Annotated in this window: 15 protein-coding genes; 10 read left to right on the top strand and 5 right to left on the bottom strand. The window is 69.6% G+C overall.

Annotation, left to right across the window (positions count from 1 at the left end; genetic code table 11):
* Positions 1-63 precede the first annotated feature (63 nt).
* The 3 genes from sqr to AB7I40_RS15800 all read left to right on the top strand — a co-directional run bounded on the left by sqr (position 64) and on the right by AB7I40_RS15800 (position 2,265).
* Positions 64-1,320, top strand: coding sequence for a type III sulfide quinone reductase, selenoprotein subtype (sqr, locus tag AB7I40_RS15810; protein ID WP_428345735.1), 1,257 nt, complete (start codon positions 64-66; stop codon positions 1,318-1,320).
* Positions 1,321-1,324: 4 nt separating this feature from the next.
* A complete protein-coding gene (locus AB7I40_RS15805) occupies positions 1,325-1,639 on the top strand; it encodes a TusE/DsrC/DsvC family sulfur relay protein (RefSeq protein WP_428345736.1) in 315 nt (104 codons plus the stop codon).
* A 116-nt stretch (positions 1,640-1,755) separates the two neighbouring features.
* Positions 1,756-2,265, top strand: a complete 510-nt coding sequence (locus tag AB7I40_RS15800) for a DsrE/DsrF/DrsH-like family protein (RefSeq protein WP_428345737.1) — start codon at positions 1,756-1,758, stop codon at positions 2,263-2,265.
* Here the strand turns inward: AB7I40_RS15800 and AB7I40_RS15795 are convergent.
* From AB7I40_RS15795 to AB7I40_RS15780, 4 genes are all read right to left on the bottom strand, one after another.
* Positions 2,258-4,354 carry an elongation factor G-like protein EF-G2 gene (locus AB7I40_RS15795; protein WP_428345738.1) on the bottom strand — a complete coding sequence of 699 codons (2,097 nt, stop codon included), beginning with the start codon at positions 4,352-4,354 and terminating at the stop codon, positions 2,258-2,260. The genes AB7I40_RS15800 and AB7I40_RS15795 overlap by 8 nt on opposite strands.
* Positions 4,303-5,454 carry a nitroreductase/quinone reductase family protein gene (locus AB7I40_RS15790; protein ID WP_428345739.1) on the bottom strand — a complete coding sequence of 384 codons (1,152 nt, stop codon included), beginning with the start codon at positions 5,452-5,454 and terminating at the stop codon, positions 4,303-4,305. Before AB7I40_RS15790 ends, AB7I40_RS15795 begins: the two co-directional genes overlap by 52 nt.
* A gap of 4 nt (positions 5,455-5,458) precedes the next feature.
* On the bottom strand, positions 5,459-6,475 hold the full coding sequence (gene adhP / locus AB7I40_RS15785) for an alcohol dehydrogenase AdhP (protein ID WP_428345740.1): 1,017 nt from the start codon (positions 6,473-6,475) through the stop codon (positions 5,459-5,461).
* A gap of 305 nt (positions 6,476-6,780) precedes the next feature.
* Positions 6,781-7,371: a CBS domain-containing protein gene (locus tag AB7I40_RS15780; protein ID WP_428345741.1), complete on the bottom strand. Its 591-nt coding sequence runs from the start codon at positions 7,369-7,371 to the stop codon at positions 6,781-6,783.
* A 181-nt stretch (positions 7,372-7,552) separates the two neighbouring features.
* On the opposite strand from AB7I40_RS15780, the gene AB7I40_RS15775 reads away from it, so the two are divergent.
* From AB7I40_RS15775 to AB7I40_RS15760, 4 genes are all read left to right on the top strand, one after another.
* Complete coding sequence (locus AB7I40_RS15775; RefSeq protein ID WP_428345742.1) at positions 7,553-8,935, top strand: MBL fold metallo-hydrolase RNA specificity domain-containing protein; 1,383 nt, start codon at positions 7,553-7,555, stop codon at positions 8,933-8,935.
* Between the two features lie 97 nt (positions 8,936-9,032).
* Positions 9,033-9,950: a universal stress protein gene (locus AB7I40_RS15770; RefSeq protein WP_428345743.1), complete on the top strand. Its 918-nt coding sequence runs from the start codon at positions 9,033-9,035 to the stop codon at positions 9,948-9,950.
* 17 nt (positions 9,951-9,967) lie between these two features.
* Positions 9,968-10,855, top strand: coding sequence for a universal stress protein (locus AB7I40_RS15765; RefSeq protein ID WP_428345744.1), 888 nt, complete (start codon positions 9,968-9,970; stop codon positions 10,853-10,855).
* A gap of 7 nt (positions 10,856-10,862) precedes the next feature.
* Positions 10,863-13,553: a GNAT family N-acetyltransferase gene (locus tag AB7I40_RS15760; RefSeq protein WP_428345745.1), complete on the top strand. Its 2,691-nt coding sequence runs from the start codon at positions 10,863-10,865 to the stop codon at positions 13,551-13,553.
* A 4-nt stretch (positions 13,554-13,557) separates the two neighbouring features.
* On the opposite strand, the gene AB7I40_RS15755 is transcribed toward AB7I40_RS15760, so the two are convergent.
* Positions 13,558-14,118: a hypothetical protein gene (locus tag AB7I40_RS15755; protein ID WP_428345746.1), complete on the bottom strand. Its 561-nt coding sequence runs from the start codon at positions 14,116-14,118 to the stop codon at positions 13,558-13,560.
* Between the two features lie 210 nt (positions 14,119-14,328).
* On the opposite strand from AB7I40_RS15755, the gene AB7I40_RS15750 reads away from it, so the two are divergent.
* The 3 genes from AB7I40_RS15750 to AB7I40_RS15740 are packed head-to-tail and all read left to right on the top strand — an operon-like array spanning position 14,329 to position 16,457.
* Positions 14,329-14,559: a DUF1918 domain-containing protein gene (locus tag AB7I40_RS15750; protein ID WP_428345747.1), complete on the top strand. Its 231-nt coding sequence runs from the start codon at positions 14,329-14,331 to the stop codon at positions 14,557-14,559.
* The gene (locus tag AB7I40_RS15745; RefSeq protein ID WP_428345748.1) at positions 14,556-15,143 is read left to right on the top strand and encodes a hypothetical protein; all 588 of its coding nucleotides are present in this window, start codon (positions 14,556-14,558) and stop codon (positions 15,141-15,143) included. Before AB7I40_RS15750 ends, AB7I40_RS15745 begins: the two co-directional genes overlap by 4 nt.
* Positions 15,144-15,173: 30 nt before the next feature.
* Entirely contained in the window at positions 15,174-16,457 is a 1,284-nt protein-coding gene (locus AB7I40_RS15740) for an alpha/beta fold hydrolase (RefSeq protein WP_428345749.1), read from the top strand.
* Positions 16,458-16,490: the final 33 nt, after the last annotated feature.

Below are 16,490 nucleotides of genomic sequence, written 5' to 3'. Positions count from 1 at the left end.
CGACGCACGCTCCTAGCGTGGAGGTGAGACAGGCGGCTGTCTCACTGAGCGAGGGAGCGAACCGTGAAGCGGCAACTGCTGGTGCTGGGAGCTGGTACGGCGGGCACGATGATCGTCAACAAGCTGCGCCGACGGCTGGACCGTGAGGAATGGGACATCACGGTCGTGGACCGCGACGACTCCCATCCCTACCAGCCGGGCTACCTGTTCCTGCCGTTCGGGCGCTACTCCTCCGACCAGATCCACCGCTCGCGGCACACCCTGCTTCCCGACGGCGTGGACTTCGTGGTCGGCGAGGTCGACAAGGTGGACCCGGCCACGAGCACGGTCACACTGCAGGGCGGACGGTCCCTGTCCTACACCTACCTCGTCATCGCCTCGGGCACATCGCCGCGGCCCGACCAGACACCGGGCATGCTCGGGCCCGAGTGGCGGCGCAGCATCTTCGACTTCTACACCTTCGAGGGTGCGCAGGCGTTGGCGACGGCCCTGACGGAGTTCGATCACGGGCGGCTGGTCGTCCACATCACCGACATGCCGATCAAGTGCCCGGTGGCCCCGTTGGAGTTCACCTTCCTCGCCGAGGCCTGGCTGCGGGAGAAGGGCCTGCGCGATCGGGTCGAGCTGGTCTACGTGACCCCACTGCCGGGTGCCTTCACCAAGCCCGTCGCCTCCGAGCACCTGGGTTCGATGCTCGAGGAGCGCAAGATCCACGTCGAGTCCGACTTCCTGGTCGAACACATCGATCCGGAGGCCAAGACCCTGGTCTCCTACGACGAGCGCGAGGTTCCTTTCGACCTCCTCGTGACCGTGCCCCTCAACATGGGCGCGGACTTCGTGGAGCGCTCGGGTCTCGGTGACGAGCTGAACTACGTGCCGGTCGACAAGCACACCTTGCAGTCGAAGGCCTTCTCGAACATCTTCGCGGTCGGCGACGCCTCGGACATCCCGACCTCGAAGGCCGGCTCGGTGGCGCACTTCTCGGTGGAGATCTTCGTCGACAACTTCCTCGAGCTGATCGAGGGCAAGCCGATGACGGGCTCGTTCGACGGTCACGCGAACTGCTTCATCGAGTCAGGCGACGGCAAAGGTCTGTTGATCGACTTCAACTACGACACCGAGCCGCTGACCGGCACGTACCCGCTGCCGATCGCCGGCCCCATGGCCCTGTTGAAGGAGACGCGTCGCAACCACCTCGGGAAGCTCGCGTTCCGGTGGATCTACTGGAACGTGCTGTTGCCGGGCCGGCCGCTGCCGTTGCCCGCCCACATGTCGATGGCCGGCAAGTCGCCCGCCTCGACCGACCCGAAGGAGATGTAGAGCGATGCCTGTCACGACACACGCCGGGCGCCTGATCCAGGTGAACGACGAGGGGTTCCTCACCGACCCGAGTGAGTGGGACGAGGACCTGGGTGCGGAGTTGGCCACTGCCATCGGGATCACGTTGACCGAGGACCACTGGAAGGCCATTCGCTTCCTGCGCGAGGACTTCGCCGAGAAGGGCGAGACCCCCACGCTGCGTCGGGTCGCCACTGTCGGCGGCATCCCGGTGAAGCAGCTGTTCTCGCTGTTCCCGCAGAAGCCGGCCAAGAAGATGGCCTACATCGCTGGTCTCCCCAAGCCTCACGGCTGCGTCTGAACCCCTCGGTGGTCGAGTCGGCCCCTCGGTGGTCGAGTCGGCCCCTCGGTGGTCGAGTTCGGCCCCTCGGTGGTCGAGCTTGTCGAGACCACCCACTACCCACGGAAGGAACCATCATGACCACCACAGCACCGGCGATCGTCCCGAACTTCGATGCCGACGAACAGGTCGGGCGCAAGCTCGCGATCATCTGCTCCAAGGGCAGCCTGGACATGGCCTACCCGGGCCTGATCCTGGCGAACGCCGCCCTCGGCGAGGGCGTCGAGACGCACCTGTTCTTCACGTTCTGGGGCTTCGACATGATCAACAAGAAGACCATGGGCGACCTGAAGTTCACCATGCTCGGCAACACCGCCACCCACATGCCTCAGGGCCTCGGTGGACTTCCGGGCATGACAGCGATGGCGACCTCGAAGCTCAAGAAGTCGATCGCCGACCTTGATGTCCCCGAGGTGCCCGAGTTCCTCGAGCAGATCGTCGCCTCCGGCGGCCACCTGTGGGCCTGCCGGCTGTCCGCCGACATGAACCACCTCGACGAGGACGACCTCTACGAGGAGGTCGAGGGCATCATCAGCGCCAGCGACTTCATCGAGAAGACCGACGGCGCGCAGCTGCTCTTCATCTGACCTCGGTGCTCAGCCTCGACGCCACGTTCTCGGGAACGGGCTGGTAGTGCGCGAACGTCCTGGTGAAGGACGCCGAGCCGTGGGAGAACGAGCGCAGCTCGGCCGCATAGCGCCGGATCTCCAGCTGCGGCACCTCCGCCCGGATCACGACGTGGTCAGCGTGCTCGGCCGGGTCGCTGCCCAGGATCTTGCCCCGGCGCGCGGACAGGTCACCCATGACCGTGCCGACCAGGTCGGCTGCGACGAGCACCTCGAGCTCGTCGACCGGCTCGAGCAGGCAGGTCTTGGCCCGGGTGGCGGCGTCGCGCAGGGCCAAACCCCCAGCGGTCTGGAACGCCATGTCGGAGGAGTCCACGCTGTGCGCCTTGCCGTCGGTGAGCGTCACGCGGAGGTCGACCATGGGACAGCCGTTGACCACTCCGCGTTCCATCTGCGCCCGAATGCCTTTCTCCACCGAGGCGATGAACTGGCGCGGGACCGCACCCCCGACCACCCGGTCGACGAACTCGAAGCCGGCGCCCTGCGGCAGCGGCTCCACCTCGACGGAGCACACGGCGTACTGCCCGTGTCCGCCGCTCTGCTTCACGTGCCGGCCCTGGCCGGTCGCGGGCTGAGCGAACGTCTCGCGCAGGGGCACGCGCACCTCGATCTCGTCCACGGCGACGCCGTAACGCGTCGCGAGCCGGTCGAGGAGTACGTCGGCGTGGGCCTCACCCATCGTCCACAGGACGACTTGATGGGTCTCGGTGTTGTGCTCGACGCGCAGGGTCGGGTCCTCGGCGGCCAACCGCTGGAGCCCGGGGCTCAGCTTGTCCTCGTCGCTCTTCGCCCGGACCTCGATGGCGAGCGGCAGCTGGGGATCGGGCATCGGCCACGGTTCCAGCACCAGCGGGGTGTCCACGGAGGACAGGGTGTCGCTGGTCTCGGCGCGGCTGAGCCGCCCGATGGCGCAGAGGTCGCCGGCGACCACAGCGGGCGCGGGCCGTTGGGTCTTTCCCAGTGGCACCGAGAGCGCCCCGATCCGCTCGTCCTCGTCGTGGTCCTCGTGGCCCGTGACCGGCGTCCCGCCCGCGGACCAGGCCGAGCGGTGCCCGGACACGTGCACCGTCGCGTCGGGCAGCACCGTGCCCGAGAACACCCTGACCAGGCTGACCCGGCCGACGTACGGGTCCGTGGTCGTCTTGACCACCTCGGCGACCAGCGGACCTGACGGGTCGCACTTCAGCTCCGGTCCCGGGCGTCCGGCGGGGGTGAACACCACAGGCAGTGGGTGCTCGAGGGGTGAGGGGAAGGCTGACACGATCAGGTCCAGCAGCTCGGTGGCACCGACCCCGCTGGTGGAGTCGACCGGGACGACCGGGTGGAACGATCCGCGGGCGACGGCACGTTCGAGGTCCCGGATGAGCAGCTCGGCGTCGATGTCCTCGCCGGCCACATAACGGTCCATGAGGGTCTCGTCCTCGGACTCCTCGATGATGCCCTCGATGAGGGCGGCGCGCTGGTCGGCATGTCCGTGGTCACCGGTGATGAGCCCGACCAGGCCTCCGGCCTCGCGCAGGTAGACCGGAAGCACGCGGTCGCCGAAGGCAGCCTGGCCCTGGGCGATCACGGCGTCCACGTCGGCGCGGGCGTGGTCGAGCTTCGTGATGACCACGACTCGTGGCATGCCCGTGGCGGCGCACTCGCCCCAGAGTGCCCGGGTCGGGTCGTCGACGCCCTCGTTGGCAGCGATCACGAACAGGGCGCAGTCCGCGGCCCTCAGGCCAGCGCGCACCTCACCGACGAAGTCGACGTACCCCGGGGCATCCAGGAGGTTGATCTTCACCCCGTCGTGCAGCAGGGGAGCCAGGGCCAGACCGACGGAGCGCTGGTGGCGGTGCTCGATGTCCTCGAAGTCGCAGACGGTGGTGCCGTCCTGGGTGGTGCCGGCTCGGTTGAGCAGCCCGGCGGTGACCAGCAGTCGCTCGACCAGCGTGGTCTTCCCTGCGCCCGCAGCTCCCACGAGGAGCACGTTGCGGATCGACTCGGGTCGCTCCGCTACGGGTGGGCCCGCTTGACCTGCCGCGCCGCCTGACTGTCTGCTCGCCACGAGGCGCCTCCTGATCGCTGGACGTTCCGAAAAGGTGTGGGGCCACTGTTCACCCGTTGCGTTGCTGTGGGCAAGGGTGACCGCTCGTCCTGCGGGTGAGCCTCCATCATCTGGATGCTCACGATGGGGTCGTCGTCAGCCAGGCGGGCCCGCGCCCACCGGGCCTGGTACGCCGAGCGAAGGTCCGCGTAGTCCGGAGCCTCCGGGGTGAGCAGCTCCGCGCAGGCGGGCAGCCACTGCCGGTCCCGGAGCACCCAGACGAGAGGGCGGTCCGGCACGTTGCGCCACCACGTCTTGGTGGCGGCCTGTCCCACCGCGACCACCAGGCCGTCGGAGGACTCCGCGGCCATCACGGGCAGCTCGAAGGTGCGACCGCTGCGACGGCCGGTGATGCGCAACCCCACCACCGAGCGACACAGGGATCGCGGGTGACCGAGCCGCAGGCAGGCGAGCACCAGGCGATCGCGTGGACGCCCGCCGTTGAGCGACGGTGCGTGCAGTCCGAGCACCAGTCCCAGCAGGGCACCGGCGAGGGTGCCGACGAACACGGCCCACACCAGGACCACCGGGGTCGACCACGAGGCCGAGGGGATGCTCGCGCCGACCATCATGACGGCCATCGTCGGCGTCCAGGCCAGCAGGTTGGCGAGCACCCAGGTCCACGGCCGGCGTACCGATGCACGCAGGACCAGCGCCTGGGCAGTGCCCAGGAGTGGCCCCATCACCAGACCCATGCCCGCCCCGGCCAGGACCATGAGCCACCAGGCGGGCGCCGCGGCCGAGGATGAGGAGGCGGCGAGACTGGGAAGGGACCCGGCCGTCCAACCCAGGCCGGCGACGAGGACCGTCACCAGCACGTACGAGCGAAACCTGATGGAGGGCACGCTCCGTCGCAGTGTCACCCCCTGGCCCACCGCCAGAGCAGTGCCCTCCACCAGCCCCCCAGTCACGATCACGGCGGCCGCGAGGGCCACCGTGACAGAGGTGCGGTCCTGCAGCACGTGGTCGGCGTACCGCGCCGCCCCAGCAGCGGCGGTCATCCCGATCGCCTCTGCTGCGGCACACACGGCCACCCACCGGCGCAGGCCCGCGGACATCATGAACTCAGAACTCGAAGACGATGCGCGCCGTCGTCGCGCCCTGCAGTACGTCGTCGATGGAGGTGTTGACCTCATCCAGCTTGCGCGTCTCGGCAACGACGCGGGTGCGGCCAGCGGCGTGCAGCGCGAACACCTCGGCCAGGTCCTGCCGGGTCCCGACGATCGACCCGATCACCGAGATGCCCTTCAGGACCGTGGGGAAGATCGGCAGCGACATGGGGCCGTCGGTCTCCGGCGGCAGGCCGACGCACACCAGGCGTCCGCCGCGGCGCAGGGAGGCGAAGGCGCCCTCGAACACCGACGGGATGACTGCCAGCACGATCGCGACGTCGCACCCGCCCAGCGCCTCGATCGCCGGAACCGGGTTGGTCACTCCGGCGTTGATCACGTGATCGGCGCCCAGTTCGGTGGCCAGCGCCAGCTTGTCGTCGTCGACGTCGACCGCGATGACGGTCGCCCCGACGATCTTGGCGTACTGCACCGCCAGGTGCCCCAGGCCGCCGATGCCGAACACCGCGACCTTCTCGGTCGGCTTGATGTGCGCGACCTTCACGGCCTTGTACGTCGTCACCCCGGCGCAGGTCAGCGGGGCCGCGTCGTGCGCGCTGACGCCGGCGGGGACGGGTACGACGTACTCGGCGTCGGCCACGGCGTACTCCGCGAAGCTGCCGTCGATGGAGTAGCCGGTGTTCTGCTGTGCCTCGCAGAGCGTCTCCCAGCCGGTGATGCAGTAGTCGCAGTGCCCACAGGCGTGTCCCAGCCAGGGCAGCGCGACCCGGTCACCCACCGCACGCGCCGTCACGCCATCACCCACGGCCTCGACGATCCCGACACCCTCGTGTCCGGGGATGAACGGGGGAGTGGGCTTCACGGGCCAGTCACCGTGCGCCGCGTGGATGTCGGTGTGGCACAGGCCGCTGGCCTCGATCCGGACCAACACCTGGCCGGACTCGGGCGTGGGCACCGGGCGGTCCTGGATCTCGAGCGGTTCGGTGAAGCTGGTGACGACGGCTGCCTTCATGGTTCCTCCTGGTCGGGGCGATCTCTGTACTCCCACACTCCAGCCGGGGCCAGACCAAGAGCAGAGCCCGAGGTCTGTTCTGCACGGGACCTGAGTCCTGTTGGAGCAGGCGGACGGGCCGGGGCTCCGCGCGCCTGCGTCACGGCCGCCCCGCTGTCCCTGGTGCACCAGGTTCATCAAGGTATGCAGCCGAACCTCCACTTCCCACGATCAACAACCCGTGGGAAGTGGAGGTTGGCCTGCATACCTTGATGAACCTGAGGAACCTGATCAACGAAGCAGCCGCAACCACCGCCCCGCAGAGCTCAGGAGATCCGGACCTCGACGATGCCGGGCACGGTCGCGGCTGCGGCACGGGCGATGGAACGGTGTCGGGCGTCCTCGGGGCCGGTGACCTCGACGATGCCGTCGTGCACCTCGACCAGCCAGTCGCCCAGGGCAAGGGAGCGCAGCACGGCGTCCACCTCTGCCTCGAGCGTGTCGTCCGGGCGCGCGAGCAGGCGTACGACGTCGCTGCGGCTCAGCATGCCGGTGACCCGGTCATGGCGGTCGACGACGGGGACACTCTTGACTGCGGTCGAGGTGATCAGCTCGATCGCCTCCGCCAGGTCGGTGTCCGCGGTGACGGTGACGGCGTGGGTGGACATCACCTCGGCGACGTACGCCGCGTGGTCGAGCGTCGTCGTCTCGAGCGGGATCTCGTGGATGCGGGCATCGGGCTCGACCATGTCGCGGATCAGGTCGGCCTCACTGACCACTCCCTGGATCCGGCCCGAGACGGACACGACGGGAAGGGCTGCGACCGAGTGGCGCGCCAGCAGCGCCAACGCCTCCTTGACGGTGGTTCCCGGCGTGACTGTCACCGGGTGATGGGTCATGACGTCTCGGACAAGCATCGTGGTGCCTCCTGTCGGTGGTGATGCCTCCACGGTGTCTCTGGTTGGTGGTCCTCGACAGGGAAGAAGGTCCCGTCGGGGGTGGGCCAAGGCACTGTGTCGGCGGAGGGGACTTCCGCCCCTGTCGCAGGCCCGCTTCGGGGGCCACGGTTGGGGACAAAGGCAACCCCAAGGACCCACCATGACCACAAACCTGAGCTTCCTCGGCGCAGCCGGCACCGTCACCGGCAGCAAGTTCCTGCTGGAGTCGGGCGGAAGCCGGGTCCTGGTCGACTCGGGACTGTTCCAGGGTGAGCGCGAGTGGCGCCACCGCAACTGGGAGGACCTGCCCGTGGCCGCCTCCAGCCTCGACGCGGTGGTCGTGACGCACGCGCACCTGGACCACTGCGGCTACCTGCCGGTCCTGACCCGCCAGGGTTTCGGCGGTGACGTCGTCTGCAGCACCGAGACGGCCCAGCTCCTGGCCATCGTCCTGCGCGACGCCGCCCACCTCCAGGAGGAGGAGGCGCGTTGGGCTCACGAGTCGGGCCTGTCGCGTCATCACGACCCGCAGCCGCTGTTCGACACCGGCGACGCCGAGAAGGCCATCGCCCTGTTGAGGCCGATTCCGTTGCACGAGTCGTGGACGCTGGCCGACGGCATGTCAGTGACCCTGTACCGGGCCGGCCACATCCTGGGTTCCTGCTTCGCCACCCTGCGGGTGGGCGACTCCACGATCACCTTCAGTGGCGACCTCGGACGACCTGACCACCCGCTGCTGCTTCCCCCGGAGGACCCGGGACCGAGCGACTACTTCGTGGTGGAGTCCACCTACGGCGATCGTGTGCACGCCGGCGAGGCAGCCGCTGAGCTGGGCGTCGCGCTCTCGCGCACCATCGCCCGCGGCGGCGTTGCGCTCCTGCCGGCCTTCGCCGTCGACCGCACCGCCCTCCTGCTGCGCGAGATCGAGCAGCTGGTGGCCGCCGGCGACGTGCCCGACGTACCCGTCTTCGTCGACAGCCCGATGGCGCTGCGGGCGCTCGAGGTCTATCGCGAGGCGTTGCACACTCCCAGTGGCCAGGAGCACTTCCGCCCCGAGATCCTCGCGGCAGCCGAGCCGTTCGACCCCGGGCACCTGCACCTCGCTCCGGAGCAGGTCGAATCCGAGCGACTCAACAACCCGCACCGGCCCTGCATCATCATCTCGGCCTCCGGGATGGCCACCGGTGGGCGCGTGCTGCACCACCTGGAGCACCAGCTGCCGGATCCGCGCAACGCGGTGATCATCACCGGCTACCAGGTGCTCGGCACCCGGGGTCGCATGCTCGCCGACGGAGCCAAGAGCGTGAAGATCCACGGCCGCTACATCCCGGTGCGTGCCGAAGTGGTGAACGTCCGCGGCTACTCCGCCCACGCCGACCGCGACGACATGCTCGCCTGGCTGGGCAAGGCGCCTCGGCCCCGTGGCGTGTTCGTCGTGCACGGTGAGCCCCACTCGGCGGCCGCCCTGGCCGCAGACATCGAGGATCAGCTGCAGTGGACCGCTGTGGTGCCCCGCTTCCAGGAGAAGGTCCGGGTCGACTAGCGATGGGAACAAAGTCCCGCTGCGGTGAGGCGCACGACTCTGCAGGGAGCCGTGGCCACGGCGGAGTGTGGAAGCAGGACCCCGAAAGGACAATGTGATGACAGACCTGACCCCCCTGCTAGTGGGCGTCGACGGCTCCAGTGCCAGCTCGGCAGCGATCCGGTTCGCGGCCCAGGAGGCGCTGCGCCGTGGAACCGGCGTGCACCTGGTGCATGTCGTCCCGTACTACGTTCCGATCTCACCCATGATGCCCCTGGCGTCCTCGGACCTCGACGTCGCCGGTCGCGAGATCCTGCGCCGGGCGACGGCTGAGGCTCGCACGCTGGTGGGGCACGACCTCGTCGAGGCGACCCTGCTGCACGGGCCGCGCGTCGCCACGCTCGCTGAGATGGCGGACGAGGCACCCCTCGTGGTGATCGGCTCGCAGCGCCGGCCCGCGATCGAGCGGCTGCTCACCGGCTCCACCCTGATCGGTCTCGCGTCGCGGTCGAAGAGTCCCGTGGTCGCCGTGCCGGGCAACTGGATGCCGGCCGAGGACCACCACCGCATCGTTGTGGGCGTGAAGTCCGCCGAGCACGCTCCGGAGCTGATCCGCCGGGCCCTGGAGACCGCTGCGGAGCGCAAGGCCGAGGTGATCCTGCTGCACGCCTGGGAGCTGCCGCACGAGTACGACGACCTCCTGGTCTCGAAGGTCGACCAGGACGAATGGACCGCCCGGGCGCGTCAGGACATCGACTCGGTCGTGGCGGGCATGATCGATGCCTATCCCGAGGTCCATGTCGAGGTCCGGATCGTCCACGGCCAACCGGCCCGCATCCTCCAGGTCGCCTCGAGGGATGCCGACCTGCTGCTCCTGGCCCGCCGCCACAACGCCTTCCCGGTCGGTCACGTCGGTGGGACCGGACGTGCACTGCTGCACCACGCCAAGTGTCCGGTCGAGATCGTCGCGCCGATCGAGGAGCCTCTTGAGACCTCCGACCTCGTCCTCGAACAGGCCGGATCCCTGCAGAAGTAGCCAGAAGTGAGGACGCCATGTTGAACACCGACCCGCACAACGTCATGGTCTGCGTCAGCCCCGGTGAGGACTGTGAGGCCGCTCTCGAGTACGCCGTCGCCCAGGCCCGCAGCCGCGGGTGCCGCATCCATCTCGTGTCGGCACTGCCGCCCTTCTGGGGCGGGCCGACGGGCTCGGTCGACCTGCGCGTCGTGGATGGCACCTTCCGCCGCTACGGCACCGAGTTCCTCATCGAGTGCGAGGAGAAGATCCACAAGCTGAGTGAGGGAACCGTCGACGTGAGCACCCGGATCATTCACGAGGCTGTGGTGCCGGGCCTGGTCGCGGAGAGTGAGAACGCCGCGCTGGTGGTCACCCAGCACCACCGCATGCACCGCAAGCAGCACCTGCCGGCGCTGTCGATCACGAACGGTGTCGCCGCGCGCGCCCACGCCCCGGTGGTCGCAATACCCGACGACTGGCACGAGAGCGCCGCCCACCCCGACGTGATCGCGGTCGGCGTGGAGGACGCGGTGAGCTCACGCCAGGTCGTCAAGGCCGCCTTCGAGGAGGCCCGACGCCTCGGCGCCGACCTCAACGTGGTCCGGGCCTGGTTCTTCTCCGCGGCCTTCGACGGTGACGTGTTCGCCGGCGAGGCCGGTCGCGCCCAGAACGCCGCTGTGAAGGAGGAGGTCATCCGGGACTTCGCCCCCATCGCCGACGACTACCCCGACGTGTCGTGGCGGGCGGTGGTGGTGCACGGCCGCGCGCCCGACGTACTCGTGGCCGAGTCCGAGCTGGTCAGGCTGCTCGTGGTGGGCAGGCACGACCCCGTGACCCCGCTGGGGTCACACCTCGGACCGGTGACCCGCCCGGTGCTGAACCACTCCACCTGCCCGGTCCTGGTCATCGACCCGCGTGCCTGAGCAGGCGATGTCCTCCGCAGACGTCCTGCTGACGGACGGTTCGATCGCCCTGTTGCGACCCGTGCGCCCGGACGACGGCCCGGCGCTGCATGCACTGCATCACCAGGTGAGCGACGAGAACTACCGGATGCGGTTCTTCGGCCTCGAGCGGCGCACCGGCGACGAGTACGTCGAGCACGTGCTGCGCGACAACACCCCTGCGATGGTGCTGGAGGTGCACGGGCGGATCGTGGCCCTGGCCACCGCCGAGGCCACCGGGCCCGGTGCGGCCGAGGTGGCGTTCCTGGTGGAGGACGGCCACCACGGTCAGGGCATCGGGAGCCTGCTGCTCGAGCACCTGGCGGCCGCTGCCCGCGACCGTGGGATCTCGACGTTCGAGGCCGAGGTGCTGGGTGACAACTACCCGATGCTGGGGGTGTTCACCGACGCCGGCTACACGTTCCGGCGCGGCACTGCCGAGGGCGTGGTGACGGTCCGGCTGGACACGCGGGTCACCCCGAACAGCAGCGCAGCAGCCGACGCGCGGGATCGACGTGCCGAGGCGCGCTCGCTGCACCCGATGCTCTACCCGCGCAGCGTCGCGGTGATCGGCGTACGACGCGACGGGAGCGGCATCGGTCGAGCAGTTCTCGATGCGATCCGAGCGGGTGGGTTCACCGGACGCCTGTGCGTCATCCACCCCGCCGGCCTGCGGGTCGAAGGCCTGGAGGTCCACTCGAGTTTCGCCGACGTCCCCGAGCCCGTGGACCTCGCGGTCATCGCCGTGCCTGCTGAGAAGGTCCTGGCCGCGCTTGAGGATGCTGCTGACGCCGGCGTGCCGTGCGCGGTCGTGATCAGCTCCGGCTTCCAGGAGCTGGGTGCATCAGGAGCTGCCCTGCAGTGGGAGCTGGCCGGTCTCGCCCGCAGTCGCGGCATCCGGGTGGTGGGTCCCAACTGCCTCGGAGTGGTGAGCAACAGCCCCGAGATCCGCCTCAACGCCACGTTCAGTCCCTCGGTGCCCCCCACCGGTGGGCTCGCGGTCGCCACCCAGTCCGGCGGCGTCGGCATCGTCATGTCCGACCTCGCCCGTGAGCTGGGACTGGGCATCGGAAGCCTGGTCTCGCTCGGCAACAAGGCCGACGTGTCCGGCAACGACCTGCTGGCGGCCTGGACCGACGACCCACAGGTCAGCGCTGCCGCCTTCTACCTGGAGTCGTTCGGCAACGCCCCGAAGTTCGCCCGGCTGGCGCGCCGGTTCGCCGAGCACAAGCCGTTGCTGGCCGTGGTCGGTGGTCGGTCGGTCGGTGGGCAACGCGCAGGCGCCTCGCACACTGCGGCCGCGGCCACGACTGCGGTCGGCGTGACCGCGCTGTTCGCCCAGGCGGGGGTCATCGGCTGTGACGACGCCGAGGACCTCGCCGAGGCCGCCCTGATCCTCACCCGCGAGCCGCTGCCTCGAGGCGACCGGATCGCGGTGATCAGCAACGCCGGCGGCATGGGCGTCCTGGCTGCCGACGCCGCCGCCGAACACCGACTCGTCCTGCCTGAGCTGTCCGCGGCCACCCGGACCCGCCTGGCCGCTCACGTGCTCGGCACGGCGGGCACCTCCAACCCCGTCGACGCGGGTGCGGGAGTCGATGCGGAGGCCTTCGCGGCCATCGTCGAGGAAGTAATGACCTCCGGGGAGGTCGACTCCGTGCTCGTCGTCCTGGTCGCCACCAGCCTGGCCGACCCCCACCCGGCGTTGCAGGCACTGGCAGCCGTGCGGTCGCGGCACGCTGAGGTCCCACTGGTGCTCGTGACCCACGGGATCGAGGACATCGATCCGGCGACCTCACCGTTGACCCGGTTCCGTTCGACAGCGGGCGCGGTGCGAGCGATGGGCCGTGCCGCCCGGTACGCCGCCTGGCTGGGAGAGCGCACGATCGAGACGGCCACGGATGCCGAACCGGTCCACGACCTGTCCATGATCGAGCTGTCGGAGCGGCGAGCGATCGCTGCCCGACTGCTGGACGCGGCCGGTCACGGCGGCTGGGTGGGTGCCGGCGCCGGCGCCGAGCTGCTCGGCAAGTACGCCCTGGCCGCTGTCGGCCAGGTGGCCACCGGCGTGGAGGAGGTGGCCCAGGCGGCTCAGGAGATCGGCTTCCCGGTCGCCCTCAAGGTGGCCGATGCCGACGTGATCCACCGCACCGAACGCGGACTCGTGCGCGTCGGCGTGGACTCGGTCGCCGGCGTCCGGGCAGCTGTGGCCTCGTTCGCCAGCGAGCTCGGCTACCGCGACGTGCCTGTCCTCGTGCAGGGCATGGTGGCCGGCGTCGAGATGGTGGTCGGGGTGGTCCGTGACCCGACCTTCGGCCCGCTGGTCATGGTCGGGGCCGGCGGCATCAACACCGACGTACTCCTCGACCGCACCTACATGCTTCCTCCGGTGCACGCCGGGGACGTACGCCGCGCGCTTCGCGGCCTGCGCTGCTGGCCGCTCCTCGAGGGCTTCCGCGGGTCGGTGCCGGCCGACATCGACTCCCTGGTCGAGGTCGTCCTCCAGGTGGCCGCCCTGGCGCAGGATGTGCCGGAGGTCGCGGAGGTGGACCTCAACCCGGTGATCGTCACCCCGACCGGGTCAGCGTTGATCGACGTGAAGCTGCGCTTGGAGGTGGCCGGGTCCGGTGCCGAGGCCCCGCGTCAGCTGAGGCCGCGGCCCAAGCCCACCAGCCCGTGACCGGCTAGCGAGTCTGCGGGCCGGCATGGATCCGCGCGTGCGGCACCCGGAGCGGAGTGGCCGGTCGGGGGTCGATGCTGGCGCCCAAGCGGTCTACGGCTTCGTTCAGCGCGAGCTGCGACGGGCTCGACATCAGCGCCGGACTGGATCGGCGGGGCTGCTCGATGAACAGGGTCACGCCGAACTGCTCGGCCAGGCGGAGGCGATGGTGACCGGTCACGTGGCGCAGCGACTGCTCGGCCGACGGTGTTCTCAGGGCCTGCCAGAGGAACAGGTTGATCGCGTTCTCCTCCAGCCAGGGCGCCAGGTCGGCGAGCTCGGCGGGGGACAGCAGCAGATCGAACCGGACGTTGCGGCTGCGCAGTTCGTGGGGGAGTCCGGTCCCCGGGATGTTGATCTGCTCCCAGCGCTGGTGGTGGGTCCCGACATCCTCGAGGACCACGTGCTCCACGTCGGGATCCACTGCGGTTGCCAGCCGGGCGATGTCCGCTCCGCGAATGGTGGTCGTCCACATGCCGAGTAGTGATCGCTGGACTTCGTCGGCGTGCACGTCGTCGAGCTTCATGGGGCGCTCCTCTCCTTCCGATCCAGCCTGCGCCTCGCAGGCACCACGTCCAAGGGCCTTTGGGCCCTCGCCCCTCGCCAACGGCCCTGCCCGTCGCGGGCGAGGCGTCCGGTCGGGCCCATCGACCGAGAGGAGGGGGACCTCCTGCCCTGCACCCTGCGGCTCGGACTCGTCACGCTCGAAGCACAGGAACCTTCAGGGGAGGCAGCCATGCATGCGAGCGTCGGGGACCGACTGGTGGTCAAGGGACGACAGGTGGGGCAGGTGGTGCGCGACGGCGAGATCCTCGCTGTGCGCCACGCCGATGGCACCCCGCCGTACCTCGTGCGGTGGGAGGACACGGGTCACGAGTCGCTCGTCTACCCGGGTCCGGATGCCACCGTGCAGCACTTCGTCCATGAGGCGAACGAGGCGAACGAGGCCGGGGTGTCGTCGCCATGAGGGTGCTGCGCTCCCTCTGGTTGTGCGCCTTCGCGGTGGTCACTGTGGTGGGAGCCGCTGCCACGGTCGCGTCGATGTCGCTGCTCGGGACGCTGATCACCACCCTGACGATGGGCGTGTTCGGCGCCGCCCTGGGTTATGCGCTCGGTCAGGATCTTCCGGGCCGCGGCCTGATCCAGAAGGGGGCCGTGATCTTCGGCTGGCCGGTTCTCGTGCTGCCCGGACTGGCCCCGCTCCTGGGTCCGTGGCTGCTCGCCGTGATCGGAGGTCTGATCGTGACTTCGCCTGATGCGATCCGGGCTGCCTACCGCGTCCTGGGTCGACGCCGGACCGCGTCCTCCGAGCTCCACCACGCCGCCGAGGCAGACACGGAGGACGCTCTGCGGCTGCAGTGGGCGGCCTCGAGTGCCCAGCTGGAGGGGGCGCGCACCGACCGCGATCGCCTGCTCGTGATCGAGGTGCGCTCGCAGATCCTGGACGACCTCACCGAGCGGTACGGCGCCCATCTACCGGACTACGTCTGGACCTCCCTGCACGGGCCCGGTGACAACGCAGGTCAGCCGGGGGCCGGACAGGGCAGGTGAGGACCTGCTGCAAGTGGGTACGACCCTGACATGGCACTCGTCACGAGCACTGGATTCGCACACGTCCGACTGACCGTCACCGACATCGCACGCTCCAAGGCTTTCTACGACAAGGTCTTCGGTTGGCCGACCGCGGTCGATGAGTCGGCGAAGGCCGACGACGATGCCGTGGCCACTGACCCTCAGCAGTTCTATGGCGGCGTCGTCTATCAGACCCCGCAGGGCACCCTGTTCGGTCTGCGCCCGGGCGGTTCGACCTCCTTCGACCCGACCACGACCGGACTCGACCACCTCAGCTTCGCCGTCGAGTCGCGTGCGGCGCTCGAGGCAGTGGTCGAAGACCTCGGCGAGGCCGGCATCCAGCACGGTGAGGTCACGGATCTCAGCGGCGCCGGCATCGCGATCCTGTCCTTCCAGGATCCTGACGACATCAACATCGAGTTGACGGCTCCGCTGCCGGTGGACTCACCGGATTCGAACGAGTCGGATGACTCGGCGCAGCAGCCCGCCGAGGAGGACAACGTCCTCAACGTGCGCGACGGTGGTGGAGACGGCCGGCCGGTGGTGCTGATCCACGGGTGGCCACTGTCCGGGGACTCGTGGTCCGCACAGGTGCCGGCGCTCAAGGAAGCCGGGTATCGCACAGTCGTCTACGACCGCCGTGGCTTCGGCAAGTCCGATCCGGGGGACAGCTACGACTACGACGCACTGTCCGACGACCTGGAGAACATCCTCGGCGACCTCGACCTGCGCGACGTCACGCTGGTGGGATTCTCGATGGGTGGCGGCGAGGTCGCGCGCTACGCATCACGCCATGGCCTGGACCGGATCCATAGTGTCGTCTTCGCGGCCGCGGTGCCGCCGTTCCTGCTCAAGAGCGACGACAACCCGGACGGACCGCTCACCCAGGAGGCGGCCGACCAGCTGGAGTCTGGCCTCAAGGAAGACCGCGATGCGTTCTTCGACGACTTCACGACGGCGTTCTTCACCGCCGGTGACGAGCTCAAGGTCACCGAGGAGCAGCGCGAGGACGCGGTGGCGATGTGTCGGAAGTCCGACCAGGACGCAGCCGTGGGCTGCATGGAGGCGTTCGCGACCACCGACTTCCGCGAGGACCTGGCGAGCATCACGGTGCCGACGCTCGTCATCCACGGGGACAGCGACGGCACCGTGCCGTTCGAAGGATCGGGCCGGCGCACCCACGCCGCGATCGAGGGCAGTGAGCTCGTCGTCATCGAGGGCGGCCCGCACGGGTGCAACGTCAGCCATGCCGACGAGTTCAACTCGGCGCTGCTGGCCTTCTTGGAGAAGTAGCGGCTCGACGGCCGCCGGGAGTCAGACCGACTG

Source organism: Nocardioides sp. (assembly GCF_050246775.1).
GTDB lineage: Bacteria > Actinomycetota > Actinomycetes > Propionibacteriales > Nocardioidaceae > Nocardioides.
Note: the sequence above shows the minus strand (reverse complement) of the source record. Positions and strands in the feature narration are given on the sequence as shown.